This window comes from Bradyrhizobium sp. PMVTL-01 (genome assembly GCF_051861855.1).
In the GTDB taxonomy this organism is placed as follows: domain Bacteria; phylum Pseudomonadota; class Alphaproteobacteria; order Rhizobiales; family Xanthobacteraceae; genus Bradyrhizobium.
The window spans coordinates 7,688,316-7,705,652 of the sequence record NZ_CP193982.1; the positions used below are offsets into that span (position 1 = coordinate 7,688,316).

General features: G+C 65.4%; 14 protein-coding genes and 1 pseudogene. 8 read left to right on the plus strand and 7 right to left on the minus strand.

Going from position 1 to position 17,337, the window contains the following annotated elements; genetic code table 11:
- The first annotated feature begins 7 nt into the window (after positions 1-7).
- Together ACRQ5Q_RS37060 and ACRQ5Q_RS37065 are read left to right on the plus strand one after the other, a co-directional pair.
- Entirely contained in the window at positions 8-1,105 is a 1,098-nt protein-coding gene (locus tag ACRQ5Q_RS37060) for an HcpA family protein (RefSeq protein ID WP_439394791.1), read from the plus strand.
- Positions 1,106-1,190: 85 nt separating this feature from the next.
- Positions 1,191-1,985, plus strand: coding sequence for an inositol monophosphatase family protein (locus ACRQ5Q_RS37065; protein WP_439370517.1), 795 nt, complete (start codon positions 1,191-1,193; stop codon positions 1,983-1,985).
- A 282-nt stretch (positions 1,986-2,267) separates the two neighbouring features.
- Here the strand turns inward: ACRQ5Q_RS37065 and ACRQ5Q_RS37070 are convergent, their stop codons facing one another.
- The 4 genes and pseudogenes from ACRQ5Q_RS37070 to ACRQ5Q_RS37085 all read right to left on the minus strand — a co-directional run bounded on the left by ACRQ5Q_RS37070 (position 2,268) and on the right by ACRQ5Q_RS37085 (position 9,336).
- Complete coding sequence (locus ACRQ5Q_RS37070; protein ID WP_439394793.1) at positions 2,268-3,395, minus strand: AAA family ATPase; 1,128 nt, start codon at positions 3,393-3,395, stop codon at positions 2,268-2,270.
- A gap of 229 nt (positions 3,396-3,624) precedes the next feature.
- A complete protein-coding gene (locus ACRQ5Q_RS37075; RefSeq protein WP_439394795.1) occupies positions 3,625-6,786 on the minus strand; it encodes a multidrug efflux RND transporter permease subunit in 3,162 nt (1,053 codons plus the stop codon).
- A gap of 107 nt (positions 6,787-6,893) precedes the next feature.
- Positions 6,894-8,087, minus strand: a complete 1,194-nt coding sequence (locus ACRQ5Q_RS37080) for an efflux RND transporter periplasmic adaptor subunit (protein ID WP_439370520.1) — start codon at positions 8,085-8,087, stop codon at positions 6,894-6,896.
- A gap of 177 nt (positions 8,088-8,264) precedes the next feature.
- A pseudogene (locus ACRQ5Q_RS37085) lies at positions 8,265-9,336 on the minus strand (SAM-dependent methyltransferase).
- Between the two features lie 246 nt (positions 9,337-9,582).
- Here ACRQ5Q_RS37085 and ACRQ5Q_RS37090 point away from each other — a divergent pair.
- From ACRQ5Q_RS37090 to ACRQ5Q_RS37105, 4 genes are all read left to right on the plus strand, one after another.
- Positions 9,583-10,602 (plus strand): flagellar motor protein MotA, encoded by a 1,020-nt coding sequence (locus ACRQ5Q_RS37090; RefSeq protein WP_439370522.1) that lies wholly within the window; start codon positions 9,583-9,585, stop codon positions 10,600-10,602.
- 4 nt (positions 10,603-10,606) lie between these two features.
- Positions 10,607-11,635: a peptidoglycan -binding protein gene (locus tag ACRQ5Q_RS37095; RefSeq protein ID WP_439394797.1), complete on the plus strand. Its 1,029-nt coding sequence runs from the start codon at positions 10,607-10,609 to the stop codon at positions 11,633-11,635.
- Positions 11,635-12,081: a GNAT family N-acetyltransferase gene (locus ACRQ5Q_RS37100; protein WP_439394799.1), complete on the plus strand. Its 447-nt coding sequence runs from the start codon at positions 11,635-11,637 to the stop codon at positions 12,079-12,081. The genes ACRQ5Q_RS37095 and ACRQ5Q_RS37100 overlap by 1 nt, the downstream gene beginning before the upstream one ends.
- A 73-nt stretch (positions 12,082-12,154) precedes the next feature.
- A complete protein-coding gene (locus ACRQ5Q_RS37105) occupies positions 12,155-12,370 on the plus strand; it encodes a hypothetical protein (protein WP_439394801.1) in 216 nt (71 codons plus the stop codon).
- 191 nt (positions 12,371-12,561) lie between these two features.
- On the opposite strand, the gene ACRQ5Q_RS37110 is transcribed toward ACRQ5Q_RS37105, so the two are convergent.
- Positions 12,562-14,412 (minus strand): ABC transporter ATP-binding protein/permease, encoded by a 1,851-nt coding sequence (locus ACRQ5Q_RS37110; protein ID WP_439394803.1) that lies wholly within the window; start codon positions 14,410-14,412, stop codon positions 12,562-12,564.
- A 200-nt stretch (positions 14,413-14,612) separates the two neighbouring features.
- Between ACRQ5Q_RS37110 and rpmE the strand changes: the two genes are divergently transcribed.
- Positions 14,613-14,840 carry a 50S ribosomal protein L31 gene (rpmE, locus tag ACRQ5Q_RS37115; RefSeq protein WP_027553890.1) on the plus strand — a complete coding sequence of 76 codons (228 nt, stop codon included), beginning with the start codon at positions 14,613-14,615 and terminating at the stop codon, positions 14,838-14,840.
- Between the two features lie 167 nt (positions 14,841-15,007).
- Here the strand turns inward: rpmE and rcdA are convergent, their stop codons facing one another.
- Entirely contained in the window at positions 15,008-15,517 is a 510-nt protein-coding gene (rcdA, locus tag ACRQ5Q_RS37120) for a protease adaptor protein RcdA (RefSeq protein ID WP_439370527.1), read from the minus strand.
- 482 nt (positions 15,518-15,999) lie between these two features.
- On the minus strand, positions 16,000-16,191 hold the full coding sequence (locus tag ACRQ5Q_RS37125; protein ID WP_018646675.1) for a DUF1192 domain-containing protein: 192 nt from the start codon (positions 16,189-16,191) through the stop codon (positions 16,000-16,002).
- 110 nt (positions 16,192-16,301) lie between these two features.
- Between ACRQ5Q_RS37125 and ACRQ5Q_RS37130 the strand changes: the two genes are divergently transcribed.
- Positions 16,302-17,300 (plus strand): NAD(P)H-quinone oxidoreductase, encoded by a 999-nt coding sequence (locus ACRQ5Q_RS37130; protein ID WP_439394805.1) that lies wholly within the window; start codon positions 16,302-16,304, stop codon positions 17,298-17,300.
- Positions 17,301-17,337 lie beyond the last annotated feature (37 nt).

Genomic DNA, 17,337 nt, shown 5'->3' on the forward strand with positions numbered 1-17,337 from the left:
GTCCGACATGAAGCTCCAGCGCATCACCATTTTGGCCACGCTGCTGCTCGCGGCGCCCGCGGCCGCACAGCTCCAGATCACGCCGCCCGCCACGACACCGAGCCCTGCGGCCGAGAAGCAGAAGCCCAAGTCGCCTGCCAACAAGGCGCCTCCGCCCGCCAAGAAGAAGGAGGCTGCGCCGGCGCCGAAACCTTCGGCCTCGCCCAAGCCGACCGCTTCTCCAAAACCTCAACTGCCCGCGACCGTGATCCCGGCGCCGCCGGCCGACACCCCCGGTGTCGACCTGGTGTTCGGCGCCTATCAGCGCGGCCAGTACAAGACGGCGTTCGAGCTCGCCACCGCCCGCGCCGCTGCCGGCGATCCCAAGGCGATGACCATGCTGGGCGAGCTCTATTCCAATGCCATGGGCATCCGCCGCGACTACGCCAAGGCGCTGGAATGGTACAAGCGCGCCTCTGATGCCGGCGACCGCGAGGCGATGTTCGCGCTCGCCATGCTGCGCATCTCCGGCCGCGGCGGCCCGGTCGACAAGGGCGAGGCGGTCAAGCTGATGGCCTCCGCCGCCAAGCTCGGCGAGCCCAAGGCGGCCTATAACCTCGCGTTGCTCTATCTCGACGGTCAGAGCCTGCCGCAGGACGTCAAGCGTTCCGCCGAGCTGTTGCGCCAGGCCGCGGATGCCGGCCTGCCCGAGGCCCAATACGCGCTCGCGACCTTCTACAAGGAAGGCACCGGGGTGCCGAAGGACCCCGAACGGGCGGTGCGGCTGCTGCAGGCCGCATCGCTCGCGGACAATGTGGATGCCGAGGTCGAATACGCCATCGCCATGTTCAACGGCACCGGCACCCCGAAGAACCAGCCGGCGGCCGTCGCGTTGCTCCGCAAGGCGTCGCGCCAGGGCAGCGCGATCGCGCAGAACCGCCTCGCCTGGGTGCTGATCAACGGCATGGGCGCGCCCGCGGACAAGATCGAGGGCTTCAAATGGCACCTGGTGGCCAAAACCAGTGGCAAGGGCGATCCGGAGCTCGACAAGCAATTGTCCGATCTGCCGGCCGAGGACCGCTCCAAGGCTGAGGCCGCGGCAAGGAAATGGCTCGGGGCCAAATGACTTGACGCGGGGCCCCTCACGGGGCACCCAGTCCCTCAAACAGGCGTGTTTCTGCGCCAATTCCCCCGATCAAGACCTAGAGCTCATGCTGTATTCCGCCACTATCAACGTCATGGTCAAGGCCGCGCGCCGCGCCGGCCGCAGCCTCAAGCGCGATCTCGGCGAGATCGAGCATTTGCAGGTCTCGCTGAAGGGGCCGGCGAACTTCGTCACCCTCGCCGACAAGCGCGCGGAGGAGATCCTGTACCAGGACCTCGCCAAGGCCCGGCCCGGCTACGGCTTCGTCGGCGAGGAAGGCGGCTCCCGCGAGGGCACCGACAAGAGCCACACCTGGATCGTCGATCCCTTGGACGGCACCACCAACTTCCTGCACGGCATCCCGCAATTCGCGATCTCGATCGGCCTCGCCCGCGAAGGCACGGTGATCGCCGGCGTGATCTACAACCCCGCCAATGACGAGCTCTACATCGCCGAGCGCGGCAAGGGCGCCTTCCTCAACGACCAGCGCCTGCGCGTCGCCGGCCGGCGTCAGCTCAACGAATGCGTGGTGGCCTGCGGCCTGCCCCATATCGGCCGCGGCGACCACGAGGAGTTCCGCCGCGAGATGACCGCGATCCAGGACCGCGTCGCCGGCCTGCGCCGCTTCGGCGCCGCCTCGCTCGACCTCGCCTTCGTCGCCGCCGGCCGCCTCGACGGCTATTGGGAGCGCAATCTGCAATCCTGGGACATCGCCGCCGGCATGCTGATGGTGCGCGAAGCCGGTGGCACCGTGAGCGACATCGCGACACCGGGCGACCCGCTCCTCACCGGGCACGTCGTGTGCGGCAACGAGTACGTGCATGGGGAGCTGGTGAAGATTTTGCGGAAGTCGGCAACTTAACCTCTCCCCACTCTTCCGCGGGGAGAGGTCGGATTGGCATCTGGCGATGCGGACCATCGTCCAGTGCCATCCCGGTGAGGGGCAAGGCAGGACGTCAGCCAGAGCCGACAGTCGATCCGGCACACATGGCCGTGGCGCGGGTCGGACGCTCTGAGCGGAACGTGAAAAGAGCAGCCCCTCACCCCACCCTCCCCGTAAGAACGGGGCGAGGTAGTGAGACAGCGTGCGCGCCTTACGGCCCGTTGCCTTGCGTTTGACCGGCTAGGGCTTGACCCGTAGCGATCAAGCGTCGTCTTCGTCGGATTCCTCGCCCCGATATTCACCGCCGAGGGTCAGGCCCTCGATGGTCGTGGCGCCTTTCTGCTTGATCACCCTGCGAAGCGGGACCGAACTCTCGCTTCGCAATGCCTCCATCAGTTGTTCCGAATGGGTGACGATCCAGATGTCGGCACGGCGTGATGCCTTGGCGACCAGCCGCGCCAATGGCGCCAGCAGCGACGGATGCAGGCTGCTCTCCGGTTCGTTCAGCGCGATGAAGGGCGGCAGCCGATAGCCCATGAACACCGCGAGCAGGCAGATGTATTTCAGCGTCCCATCGGATAGTTCATGCGCCTTGAATGGCCTAGGCATATCCGCCAGTTGCAGATCAAATTCACATAAGCCATTTCCTCCCCATGCGCGAAGCTCGGCGCCTGGGAATGCATCCTCGATCGCGTCCTGCAGGTCGGTGGCATCTTCCCGAATGGAATAGAGTGTCGCCAGGGCGGCAGCCAAATCGCTTCCATCGGCGCTGAGCGAGGGCGTCGTGATCGCGAGGCACGGCTTTCGTATCGGCGAGGCCGGATCGGTGCGAAAGTCATGATAGAAGCGCCAACCGAGCATCGCGTTTCTGATCAGGCCGATCTCAGGGCATTCCTCGCCATCGGCAAAATCCGCAAGCGCCGTCTCTGACGGCAGCACCGCATCCTTGTGGCTGTTCCAGGCACCGCTCTCGCCGCGGACGCTGACGAGCGAATTTTTCCGCTTCATGAGTTGAACCGTTCGTTTGCCTTGCGTCGCCTCGATGCTTTCGGCCTTGATCATCGGCTCGCCGGAAAATGCCGCCTCTCCCGGGCCGGGAAATCCGAGTTCAATGGAATAGCTGAGACGATCGAATCTGGCGGACAAGCGCAGTCGCCCATCTTCGCCTTTCCTGCGAAGGCCGGACCAGCAGACGGAATTCAATCCTCCTTCCTCGGCGATCGTGCGCGTGATTCGACCCGCCGCTGCGTCGCGCAACAGCGACAAGGACTTGTAGAGATTGGATTTGCCGACACCATTCTCCCCCACGAACACGGACAGGGGGTGAATGGGGATCGAGAGCTGGCGAATGGAGCGATAGTTGGAAATCGCAACGTCGGTCGGACGCATCACATGCTCTCAATCGGCGGGTTGATAACGCATTCGCACTACGGTGCGAATGCATGCCCATTCAATCCAGAGCTGCAGTCTGGATTGGCGATCACGAGAAAGCAAGCTCCCATGGTCATTCCGGGGCGCGCCTCTTGGCGCGAGCCCTGAATCTATTCATCGACTGTGATAGCCGCTCGATGGATTCCGGGTTCGCGCTACGCGCGCGCCGGAATGACGGAAAAAAACGTTAGTGACCTTGTTGCGCCGGCGCGGGCGGCCCGTACGCCTCGCCGTCCCTCGCCGCCTTTGGCTCGCGATCCCCCGCCAGCACGCGTTGCACGGAGACGAAGAACACCGGCACCATCAGCAGCGCGAGGATCACCACCGCAATCATGCCGCCCATCACGACGCTGCCGAGCGCCTGCTGGCTGGCGCCGCCGGCGCCATGGGCGATGGCCATCGGCAGCACGCCGCAGATGAAGGCGAGGCCGGTCATCAGGATCGGTCGAAAGCGCAGGCGGCAGGCCTCGATGGTGGCTTCCACCAGCGGCTTGCCCTCTTTGCGCAGATCCTTGGCGAACTCGATGATGAGGATCGCATCCTTTGCGGCAAGGCCGATGATCGTGATCAGGCCGACGGTGAAATAGACGTCGTTGGGCAGGCCGCGCAGCAGCGCCGCGGTCACGGCACCGACGATGCCGAGCGGCACGGTGAGCAGCACCGCGAGCGGAATGGTCCAGCTCTCGTAGAGCGCGGCGAGACACAGGAACACCACGAACACCGAGAGCGCGAGCAGGAACGGCGCCTGCGAGCCCGACAGCTTTTCCTGCAGCGACTGGCCGGTCCATTCGTAGCCGAAGCCACGCGGCAGTTTTCCTGCGAGCCGCTCCATCTCGGCGATGGCGTCGCCCGAGGTGAAGTCGGGCCTCGCCTCGCCGGAGATACGCACCGCCGGATAATAGTTGAAGCCGGCGATCTGGGTCGGGCCGCGCGCCCATTCCACCGTGGCGAAGGACGAGAACGGCACGAGCTGGCCCCGGCTGTTCTTGACGTTGTAGTTGAGGATGTCCTCGGTGCGCATGCGGTCGCGGGCATCTGCCTGCACCACGACGCGCTGCATGCGGCCGCGGTTCGGGAAGTCGTTGATGTAGTTCGATCCGAGATTGGTCGAGATCGTGTTGTTGATGTCCTCGAAGGTGACGCCGAAGGCACCGGCCTTCTCGCGGTCTATCACGAGATTGACCACGCCGGCCTCGGGCAGGCCTTCGATATAGACCTTCTGCAGCACCGGGCTCGCATTGGCCTCGGCGATCAGCTGGTCGGCGGCGCGCATCAGGGCCGCATAGCCCTTCTGGCCGCGATCCTGCAGGCGGAACGAGAAGCCGGAGGAGTTGCCGAGATTGTCGATGGGCGGCGGCTGCAGCGCGGAGATTTTTGCGTCGCGGATCGACGACCCGAGATCGCGGTTGATGTCATTGACGATCGCAGCAGCCGACTCGTTCGGCCCGCGCTCCGACCAATCCTTCAAGGTAATGAACGCCTGTGCCGTGTTCATGCCCTGTCCGGAGAAGCTGAAGCCGGTGAGGAAGGTGACGTTGTCGACGCCGGGCCGCTGCGCGAGATATTTTTCGACCTTCTCGATCACCGCCTCGGTGCGGGCATAGGACGAATCCGACGGCGTCTGCACGTCGGTGGTGACGAAGCCCTGGTCGTCGATCGGCAGGAAGCCGCCGGGCAGGTTGATGAAGGCCCAGGACAGGCCGACCAGCAGCGCGGCATAGACCAGCATCAGGCGGCCGGTGCGCTTCAGCGAGAAGCCGACGGTGCGGGAATAGCGCTCCTTGCCGCCTTCAAGCATGCGGTTGAACCAGCCGAACACGCCCCGCTTCGCATGGCCGTGGCCCGCGGTAACAGGCTTGAGCAAGGTCGCGCACAGCGCCGGCGTCAGCGATAGCGCGAGGAAGGCGGAGAAGCCGATCGCGGCGACCATGGTCACCGAGAACTGGCGGTAGATGATGCCGACCGATCCCGGGAAGAACGCCATCGGCACGAACACCGCCATCAGCACCAGGGTGATGCCGATGATGGCGCCCGAAATCTGCGACATTGCCTTGCGCGTCGCCTCCTTCGGCGGCAGGCCTTCCTCGCTCATGATGCGCTCGACGTTCTCGACCACGACGATGGCGTCGTCGACGAGGATGCCGACCGCGAGCACCATGCCGAACATCGAGAGCATGTTGATGGAGTAACCGGCGAGCAGCAGCGTGCTGCAGGCCCCCAGCAACGCCACCGGCACCACGATGGTGGGAATGATGGTGTAGCGGATGTTCTGGAGAAACAAGAACATCACCACGAACACCAGCACCACGGCTTCCAGCAGCGTCGTCAGCACCTTCTTGATCGAGGCCTCGACCACGGGCGTGATGTTGTAGGGGATCTCGTAAGAGATGTTGGCCGGGAAGAAGCGCGACAGCTCCTTCATCTTGGCCTCGACCGCGCTCGCCGTCGCCAGCGCATTGCCGGTCGGCGACATCAGCACGGAAAGACCGGCGGTCGGCTTGCCGTCGAGGCGGGTGTTGAATTGGTAGCTGAGGCCGCCGACCTCGATGCGCGCGACGTCACGCAGCCGCACGGTCGACCCGTCGGCATTGGCGCGCAGGATGATGGCACCGAACTCATCGGGAGACGAGAGCTGGCCCTTGACCAGCACCAGCGCGGAGGTGCGCTGGCTCGAGGTCGACGGCTCGGCGCCGATGCTGCCGGAGGCGACTTGCGCGTTCTGCGCGGCAATGGCCTTGTTGACGTCGTCGGCGGTCAGCCCGTAACCGACCAGCTTTGCGGGATCGACCCACACACGAAGACTGCGCTCGGTCGAATACAGCGTGGCGCGGCCGACGCCGGGAATGCGGCGGATCTCGCCGAGCACGTTGCGGATCATGAAGTCGCCGAGGCCGACCTCGTCCAGGCTGCCGTCGGTCGAGTTCAGCGTGATGATCTGCAGCACTGCGCTCGAGGCTTCCTCGATCAGGATGCCCTGCTGGATCACCGCGCGCGGCAGGCGCGCCTCGACCCGCTTGATGCGGTTCTGCACCTCGACCGAGGCCGCGCTGGTGTCTGTGCCCGGCACGAAATTCGCGATGATCTCGACCTGGCCGAGCGAGTCGCTGGTCGATTCGAAATTGAGGATGCCGGAGGCGCCGTTGAGCTCCTCCTCGATCAGCCGCGTGACGCTGTTGTAGAGGTTTTCCGGCGAAGCTCCGGGATAGCTGGTCGAGATCGAGATCGAGGGCGGCGCGATGATCGGATATTGCGCGATCGGCAGCAGCGGCACGGAGATCGCGCCGATCAGACAGATGAACAGCGCGACCACCCAGGCGAAGATCGGCCTGTCGATGAAGAAACTCGCCATTTTGCCGTATCGCCCTCGTTGTTTCGTTCAGGCTCGACGAAGTCAGGTTCGGCCGGTCGTCTAAGGTCCACCTCTCCCTTCGGGAGGTGTTCTCGGCCGCGCGAGCGTTACCGCGTCAGCTTCTGGGCGTGGCGGTCGTCTGCGGTCGCGTCCGCTTCCGACCAGGATTGCGGCTTGACCCTGTCGCCGGCCGCGAACTTCTGGAATCCCTCGACCACGACCTTGTCGCCGGCCTTCAGGCCTTCGGTGACGAACCAGAGTCCGTCCTGCACCGAGCCGGTGCGCACCGGCTGCACCGCGATGTGGTTGTCATCCTTGACGACGAAGACCTCGCTGCCGCCGCCGCCATTGCGCTGGATCGCCTGTTGCGGCACCGCGATAGCGTCGCTGTCGAGACCCTGGTCGATGCGGACGCGGACATACATGCCCGGCAGCAGCTCGCGCTTGGGATTGCGGAACTCGCCGCGCAGCGTCACCTGCCCGGTATGGGCGTCGACCTTGGCGTCGGAGAACAGCAGCTTGCCGTCGAGCGAATAGAGCGTGTTGTCGTCGAGCACGAGCCGCACCTTGGCGGCATCGGCCGCGATGCGCTCGAGATCGCCGCTCTCGAAGGCGCGGCGAAGCTGGTTGAGCTCGGTCACCGACTGGGTGAAGTCGGCATAGATCGGATCGAGCTGCTGGATGGTGGCAAGATTGGTCTCGTTCTGCACGGCGAGCGCGCCTTCGCTGACGAGGGCCGCACCGACGACGCCGTCGATCGGCGCGCGCACGGTGGCGTAGTCGAGGTTGAGCTTGGCGCGGGCGAGCTCGGCCTTGCGTCCCTCGACCTCGGCATGGGCCTGGCGTTCGGCGGCGATCGCCTTCTCGTTCTCGGCTTCCGGCGCCGCGCGATCCCTGGTGAGGGTGGCAATGCGGTGCGCCTGCTGCCTGGCCTGCATCAAGGCAGCCTCGGACTTGGCGACCGCCGCCTCGTTCGCCATCACCTCGACCTCGAACGGACGCGGATCGATGCGATAGAGCGGATCGCCGGCCTTGACCTCGCTGCCCTGGCGGAACAGACGTTCGACCACGATGCCGGAGACGCGCGGCCGCACGTCGGAGACGCGTGTCGGCGCGATCCGGCCCGGCAGCTCGCGCACCACGGCGCGCGGTTGCGGCTTGACGACGACGATGCTGACGTCAGGATCGGCGGGCGGAGCGGCAGAGACGGCCGAGCTCGTTTCCTCGCAAGCGGCGAGCAGCGGCGCAAGGGCCGCGAGCATCATTGCAACGCATGCCGATCGCGCGCGAAGTCCTGACATGAAGTGAAATGCCCCGATGTTGTTGACACTGGTCACGCGCGAGCCTGCCCATTCCGGGCGATTTGCGCGCGGCTGATGCCGTCAAAAATAGAATGGACCTGCTGCGACGCAACGCATGCTGCGGGCGGCTCAATGTCACACGACCTATCGTGCTGACTTTTTGAGGCTTTTCGGGACTCACCGGATTGTGAGTCGGGTTCCACCAGCGGCTGCTGCGACAGAAGATCGCAATCGATCGGCGGCCTTCATCCGGTACTGGCTGACGCCCCATTCGGTTCCATCGGCACAGCCGAACAGGCCCGATGTCACCAGGAACAGCCAGCGCCAGCGCCGCATCCAAAGACCGGTGTCATCGCCGTAGACCTTGCGCAAGGCCGCCTCGATCGGCTCGCGACGCGCGTCGAAATTGACGAGCCAGTCATTGGCGGTGCGCTGATAGTGCGTTCCGCTCCAGCACCATTCCTTCTCGACCGTGAAGATGTCGTCGAACCGCCTGACGAGGTGATGGCTCGGCATCAGCCCGCCGGTGAAGACGTGCCGGACGATCCAGCCCTCGCGATCGCTCGGGCCGAACAGATGGGAGCCGGTGCGATGCGTGGCGATTTGCATGAAGCAGCGCCCCTCGGGCGCGAGCCACGAGCGCAGGCGCGTCATCAGCTTGCGCCAGTTCATCATGTGCTCGAACGTGGACGGAGACGATGCGATCGAACTGCCCATCGGGTGCGAACACGTTCATGTCCGCCGTGACCGCGCGCAGGTTCGACAACCCGCGCAGCCGCGCCTGCTCCTCGATCAGGGCGCGCTGCGCCCGCGAATTCGAGACCGCGGTGACCGCCGCGTTCGGAAACTGCCGCGCGATCCACAGCGACAGCGAGCCCCAGCCGCAGCCGAGCTCGAGGATGGCCTGGCCGTCGGCGAGACCGGCATGCTCGACGGTCTGGCGCAGCGCCTCCTCCTCCGCCTCCTGCAGGGTGGTCGCCTCGGTCCTGTAGAAGCAGCACGAGTATTTGCGGTTGGGGCCGAGCACCTCCGCGAAGAACGAAGCAGGCACCTCGTCAGCCCCGGCAGCCGCGCCCCCGGTGATCGGCCGCAGCAGCATCCGCCGGGCGATGCCAGCATCGTCGGCCGCATCAGGCGCGGCGAGACAGGTTGCGGTGCGGGAGCAGAGACGCTGGATCGCGGTCCGGATCACGACGTCAGGCAGCGGCACGCGTTCGGCAGTCCCGATGATCGCGGAAACGACGCTCATGCGACCACTCCCTTGGTCAGGTCTCGTGGGGCGGCAGAGGGAAGAACGGGCGGGTGCCGGCAACAGCCGGAGCAGCTACAGGGCAGCGGCGGCCTGCGGAAGTCGTGCAAATGTCACGTTATCAAAGCGCGTTTTCCGCTTCGGGTTCCGGCCTCTCCACGAAATCGGCTCATCCGGCGCTTTTTTTGGGCCGGGCCTGTGCCATAGTGCATCCCGCAATCACGTTCGTAACGGATGATACCGGCCATGCCGCCTGGCGCCTCGCCCCGCTCCCCCATGGACATCGAATACACGAAACTGTCCTCCCCCAGCGTGTTCCTGGTGCGGATGCTGGTCTTCCTGGTGCTCTGCACCCTGGTCGGCGTGGTGCTATATAAGCAGATCATCCAGGCCTTCTTCGCCAATCCCGGGCTCAACGCCCTGATCGGCGGCGTCCTGTTCATCGGCATCATCCTGGCCTTCCGTCAGGTGATCCGGCTCTACCCTGAAGTGTCCTGGGTCAACAATTTCCGCATCGCCGACCCTGGCCTTGCGCCTGCCCGCCACCCGAAACTGCTGGCGCCGATGGCGATGATCCTGGGCGGCGAGCGCACCGGGCGGATGACCATCACCCAGACCACCATGCGGCACCTGCTCGATTCCATCGCGACTCGCCTCGACGAGGCCCGCGACATCTCCCGCTACATGACCGGCCTCCTGGTCTTCCTCGGCCTGCTCGGCACCTTCTGGGGCCTGATCGAGACGGTCGGCTCGGTCGGCAAGGTGATCGACGGCCTCAAGGTCGGCAGCGATTCCGGCGCCCTGTTCGACACGCTGAAGGAAGGGCTTGCCGCCCCGCTCGGCGGCATGGGCATCTCGTTCTCGAGCTCGCTGTTCGGCCTCGCCGGCTCGCTGATCCTCGGCTTCCTCGATCTGCAATCGAGCCAGGCGCAGAACCGCTTCTACACCGACCTGGAGGACTGGCTCGCCACCACCGTGCGCGAATATGGCCGCGGCGAGGTGCCTGTCGCCGCCGCCGGCGGCGCGGTTGCCAGCGGCGAGCTTCAGGCCGCGGTCGAGCGACTGCGCTCCGTGCTCGAGGAAGGCAGCGCCAGCCGCGGCACCACGGCGGCGATGGCGAGCCTTGCCGAGGCGATCCAGGCGCTGGTCTCGCACATGCGCACCGAGCAGCAGATGATCCGCGAATGGGCCGACGGCCAGGGCGAGCAGAACCGCGAGATCCGGCGCCTCCTGGAACGGATCGCGCGCCAGCCGGAGAAGGGCTAGCGACATGGCACTAGCCCGCGGCCGCCGCAGCGAAAGCGGCTTCAACTACTGGCCCGGCTTCGTCGACGCGCTGTCGACGCTGGTGCTGTCGATCGTGTTCCTGCTCTCGGTGTTCCTGGTGGTGCAGTTCTTCCTGTCGCAGGAGGTGACCGGCAAGGACAAGGCGCTGGAGCAGCTCAACGCCAAGATCGCCCAGCTCAACGAGCTGCTGTCGCTGGAGAAGCTCGGCAAGCTCACCCTCGACGACCAGGTCTCGCAGCTGAGGGCCGGGCTTGCCTCGGCCGAGTCCGAGCGCGACCGCATCAAGGGCCTCTATGAGGGCTTAGCTGCCGCTGGCAACGACGCGCAAGGAAAGACCGCCGAGCTCGGCAAGGCGCTCGACTCCGAGAAAGCGGTTTCGGCGCGGGCACTGGCGCAGATCGAGGTGCTGAACCAGCAGATCAGTGCGCTGCGGCGGCAATTGGCGGCGCTGGAAGAGGCGCTCGATGCCTCCGAGAAGCGCGACAAGGAATCGCAGAATCGAATTGCCGATCTGGGCTCTCGCCTGAATGTCGCGCTGGCGCAGCGCGTGCAGGAATTGTCGCGCTACCGCTCCGAGTTCTTCGGCCGCCTGCGCGCCATCCTCGGCAACCGCCCCGACATCCGCGTCGTCGGCGACCGCTTCGTATTCCAGTCCGAAGTGTTCTTCGACACCGGACAGGCGACGCTGCTGCCGGAAGGCCGCGCCGAGCTCGACACCGTGGCGAACGCGTTGATCGAGCTCGACAAGAAGATTCCGAACGAGATCGCCTGGGTGCTGCGCGTCGACGGTCACACCGACGTGCGGCCGGTGAGCGGCGCGAACTTCAAGTCGAACTGGGACCTCTCCGCCGCCCGCGCCATCTCGGTGGTGCAATATCTGATCTCGCTCGGCGTGCCCGCCCAGCGCCTCGTCGCCGCCGGCTTCGGCGAATTCCAGCCGCTCGACGCCGGCAACACGGAAGAGGCCTTCAAGCGCAACCGCCGCATCGAGCTGAAGCTGACGGAGCGGTAGTGAGCGCGCTCCACATCCGCCCCTACCGCCCCGAGGACGAAGCCGCCTCGATCGACCTGTGGCATCGCACCTGGCAGCAGGCCTATCCGCAGATCGACTTTGCCGCGCGGCTGGAATGGTGGCGCGAGCGTTGGCGCAAGGATCTGGTGCCGAAGGCCCAGGTCGTGGTCGCCGAACTGGGCGGCGTGCTGACCGGCTTCGTCACCATCGACCACGAGGGTTATCTCGACCAGCTCGTGGTCGATCCCGCGCATTGGGGCTCGGATGCGGCGCGGCTGCTGGTGGACGAGGCCAAGCGGCTGTCGCCGTCGGGCGTCACGCTGCTCGTCAACAAGGACAATGCCCGTGCCATCCGCTTCTACGAGCGCAACGGCTTTGCCCATGCCGGCGACGACGTGAACCCGACCTCGGGCCGGCCGGTGCTGAAGATGATGTGGCGGGCGTGAGGCCTGTCACTTAGGGATCCCGCGGCGCCGGTTATTCGTTGTCTCAGGCACGACAAGCCGATGGAGACGATCGATGAAGCTGAACGAGCTGGCCAAGGGCTCCTCGGTGATGCTGGGCGTCATCGTCGCCGGATTTTTATCGACGACCTATGTCGACCAGCACTTTGCAACATCGAGCGCCCCTGCGCAGACGAACGGCGCGGGGACATCAGCCTGCGTGGGCGCGGACGGAAGCTGGAAGAACTGGCCGTGGCCGAACGTGCCGGCGCTGTCGCCGAAGTGCCGGTAGGCCCGCTGTGATGCTCTCCCCGCTGTGGCGCGAAGCTCTCTCCACACGTCATTGCGAGCCCTTGCGACGAAGCAATCAGAATCCCTCCGCAGAGGCATTCTGGATTGCTTCGCTTCGCTCGCAATGACGAGATTGTGGGACGCGCTCGGAACACTCTTACTGTCGCGAGTGCGGTTCCGTTTTGAAGCGCCTCACGCCCCCTCGAACTGCAGCCTCGCCAGCCTCGCATAGAGCCCGTTCGCAGCCACGAGCTCGGCATGCGTGCCCTGCTCGACGATCTTGCCGTGGTCCATCACCAGGATGCGGTCGCAGGACAGGACGGTGGCGAGGCGATGGGCGATCACCAGCGTGGTACGGTGGCGCATCAACTCTTCCAGCGCGGTCTGCACCAGCGTCTCGCTTTCGGCATCGAGCGCGGAGGTGGCTTCATCGAGCAGCAGGAGCGGCGCGTCGCGCAGGATGGCGCGGGCGATCGCGATGCGCTGACGCTGGCCGCCTGACAGCGTCACGCCGCGCTCGCCGAGCGGGGTGTCGAAGCCTTCGGGCAGGCGGCGGATGAATTCGGCGGCGTGCGCGAGTTCGGCGGCGCGCTCGACCTCGGCGTCGGTCGCATCGGGCCGGCCGAAGCGGATGTTCTCGCGGGCGCTTGCGGCGAACACGTTGGATTCCTGCGGCACCAGCGCGATGCGCGAGCGGAAATCGCGGGGATCGGCGGACTTCACCGGCACGCCGTCGAGCGAGATCGCGCCATTGCGCGGATCGTAGAAGCGCAGCAGCAGATGGAAGATCGTGCTCTTGCCGGCGCCGGAGGGACCGACGATCGCGACCTTCTCGCCCGGCCGCACGGTGAACGACACCGCGTCGAGCACGTTGACGTCGGGCCGCGCGGGGTAAGCAAAGCTGACGCGGTCGAAGCCGACCTCGCCGCGCGGCGGCACCGGCAAAGCGCGCGGTGCAGCGGGCGCTGCGATCTCGGGCTGCACGTGCAAGATCTCGAACAGGCGCTCGGCCGCGCCCGAGGCGGCCGACACCTCGCCCCAGACCTCGCTGAGCTGGCCGAGGCCCGCGGCGGCAAAGGCCGCATAGAGCACGAACTGGCCGAGCCGACCGGGCGTGATGGTCCCGGTGAGCACATCATGCGAGCCGATCCAGAGGATCGCGACCACGCTCGCGAACACGATGAAGATGATGATCGCGGTGAGCACGGCGCGGGCCTGGGTCGAGGTGCGGGCGGCCTCATAGGCCTGCTCGACCTCGCCGCCGAAACGCTTCTCGGCAAAATTCTCGCTGGTATAGGCCTGCACGGTGCGGATCGCGCCGACCAGCTCGCCCGCATAGGCGGAGGCATCAGCGAGCGTGTCCTGCGCATTGCGCGAGAGCCGGCGCACCCAGCGGCCGAAGGCGACCAGCGGCAGCACGATCAGCGGAATGGCGAGCAGCACGAAGCCAGACAGCTTGGGACTGGTGATCACCATCATCGCGGCGGCGCCGAAGAACATCATCAGGTTGCGCAGCGCGATCGACACGGAGGCGCCGACGGCGGACTTGATCTGGGTGGTGTCGGCGGTGAGGCGCGAGATCAATTCGCCGCTGCGCGCGGAATCGAAAAAGGAGGGCGACAGCGACAACAGATGCGCGAACACGTCACGCCTGAGATCGGCGACGATGCGCTCGCCGATCGTCATCACGAGGTAGTAGCGCGCCGCGCTCGCCAGCGCGAGCACGGCGACGACGGCGATCATCACCGAGAAGTAGCTGTTGATCAGCTCGATGCCCTCGGGCGTCAGGCCGAAATCGATCATCCGGCGCACCGCCACCGGCACCAGCAGCGTCGTCAGCGCCGCGATCGTGAGCGCGACAAAGGCGAGCGCGGCCCGGCCGCGATAGCGGCTCACATAGGGCGCGAGCGCCAGCAGCGGCCGCAGCTTCGCGCGCCCCTTGGCGGGCTGCTCTATCAGCTCGACCTCGATCGACGTGGTATCTGCCGGCGCGGCGTCGCGCCCGTCGCGGTACTGGTCGTCAAGCCGTTCCACTGCGCTCATGCGATCGGACCCAAGGAGACAATTCTCCCCACATAGGCCGGAGCAGGAGGAGTGGCAAATCCGGGATGTCCCTTAGGGACCGGCCCGGTTCTCCAGTCTCCACAATGGCTTGTTTTAGAGGGACCTGTGGGGTATAGAGCCGCCCAAATCCGTCATCGATCATCACTCTAGCGATAGGCGCAGGGCGCCGAGGAATTGCCATGAAAGCCGAAATTCACCCGAATTATCATACGATTACGGTCGTGATGACCGACGGAACCGAGTACCAGACCCGCTCGACCTGGGGCAAGGAAGGCGACAAGCTGCACCTCGACATCGACCCGAAGTCGCACCCGGCCTGGACCGGCGGCTCCGCCCAGATCATGGACCGCGGCGGCCGCGTCTCGCGCTTCCAGAAGAAGTTTTCGGGCTTTCTCAAAAAGGATTGATCCGGCCCACAAGGCCGGAGACGAAAAACGCCCCCGGAAAGCCGGGGGCGTTTTTGTTTCGGGGTTGCCGTCATTGCGAGGAGCGTTTGCGAGGAAGCAAATTCAGACTGCCTCTGCGGAGAGATTCTGGATCGCTTCGCTTCGCTCGCAATGACGGCAGGTAGACCTTACCGCTCGAACGCGGCCTTGAGCGCGTTGAGGTGCGGGACCAGCGGGTTGCCGATGGCGACGTGTTCGGCCGGCGGGGTGTGGATCGAGGTATCGAGGCGGCGCACGCGGGTCTGCAGGCTCATCGAGCGATGAATCAACTCCTGGAGCTGCGAGGGCAGCTTCTCGATGGTGTCGGCCGGGCCCGGATCGGCGGCAGTGAGCTTGACCTTGGTTTTCTCGCGATTGGCCTGCACCAGCGTCATCTCGCCTTCCTTCACCGCGCGGTGCAGCAGCAGCCAGGAGGCGAGCTGCATCAGGCGAGTGGTCAGGCGCATGCTCTCGGTTGCGTAGGTGAGGCTGACGGCACGATCGAGCGCCTTGGCCTCGACGCGGCCGGCGCCGTCGAGATAGGCCGCGGTCTCCTCGACGAGATCCATACCCTCGCGGAACAGGGCGCCGAACGCCGCAGAATTGGTGAACCGCTCACTGAGTTGAACGAGAGCACCTTCGGCTTGCAAACGTTCCATGGTTAACGCCCCTTACGCAACTGTTTACCCGTCCGGTTTTGGCGCCGGATCATGATGAACAAATCATTGCGCGGGCGAGACGCGGAGTCCAGCGACAAGCGCGGATATGGTTTCCGCGGGTCATTCCTCGGAATTCAGCCGAAGGGAGGCGCAAAAAAAGAGCCGCCGGAGACCGGCGGCTTTGAAAGTTGATAACAGGGAGGCGTCAAACAGAGTGGACAGGAGCCACTCGGTGTCCAAACAAGGACAGTTGCAGTCATAAACCCGAAAGCTTAATCGACGGTAAACGAGCTAATTTTTTCGGATTTCGTTAGCCATGTCAGCCAGTGGCCGAGTGCGGTGCGGAACAAAACTCGCCGCGTCGCACCGAGCCCGCGACACGTTCCGCTCTCGTCCAGACCCTCATGGTGAGGAACGCGCTCTTCGCGCGCGTCTCGAACCATGCAGGGCCTCAGGATTAGGACTGCACGTCTGGTGGCGACTTACGACTTGAAGAAACTGTTCGCCGCATCGCGCGAGGCGCGCTTCTTGGTGGCGGCTTCTTCCAGTCTGGCGATCTCGGTCTTCAGGAGAGCGACGCGCTCGGTCAGTTCCTCCACGGACAAGAGTGAGAGATCCTGTCCGATTTCGTGCGTGACCTTCTTGCGCGGGCGGTCGTCGTCTTCGATCGGCATCGTCGTTCCTCCTGCGTTCGCGTCGCACAGCGCTGAGGCGGTTGCCAGCTTGGGCCGCGCTGGCTAAGCAAGGGCCTCGTTCCTCCCGCACTTTTGCCCAAGGACACATCATGGACAAGCTGCCCGCGCAAATGACCGTGGTCGCCATCTCCACACCGGGCGGACCGGAGGTGCTGGTGCCGGAACAACGCAGCATTCCGCAGCCTGGTCCGGACGAGATCCTGGTCAAGGTGATGGCTGCCGGGGTCAACCGGCCCGACGTGGCGCAGCGCTCCGGCGCCTATCCGCCACCGCCCGGCGCCAGCGACCTGCCCGGCCTGGAAATCGCAGGCGAAGTGGTCGCGGTCGGCAGCAACGCCAAGCGGCACAAGATCGGCGACAAGGTGATGTCCCTCGTCGCCGGTGGCGGCTATGCGCAGTACTGCATCGCCCAGGACGCCCAGGCAATGAGCGTGCCGCCTTCCCTGTCGATCAAGGAAGCTGGCGCGCTGCCGGAAACCCTGATGACGGTCTGGCACAACGTGTTCGAGCGCGGCGGGCTCAAAGCGGGCGAGACGCTGCTGATTCACGGCGGCTCCTCCGGCATCGGCACCATGGCGATCCAACTCGCGAAGGCGTTCGGCGCGAAGGTGTTCGTCACCGTGGGATCGCAAGACAAGATCGAGGCCTGCCTCAAGCTCGGCGCCGACCGTGCCATCAACTACAAGACCGAAGACTTCGTCACCGTCGTGAAGGAAGAGACCAACAAGCTCGGCGTCAACCTGATCCTCGACATGGTCGCCGGCGACTACGTCGACCGCAACTATGATGCCGCCGCGATTGACGGCCGCATCGTGCAGATCGCGACCCTCAACGGCCCCAAGATCACAGCCAACATCGCCAAGGTGATGGTCAAGCGCCTGACCCATACCGGCTCGACGCTGCGCCCCCGTAGTAATGCGGACAAGGCGGCGATGGTGGCCGCAATCGAACAGAAAGTGATGCCGCTTCTGCGCGAAGGCCGCGTCAAACCGCTGATGGACAGCACTTTCCCGCTGGAAAAGGCAGCCGACGCGCACCGGCGCATGGAGACGAGCGCACATATTGGCAAAATTGTGTTGGAGGTCTAGGCCAGCGGCCCACAGGACACGCCGGAAACCCTTTGAT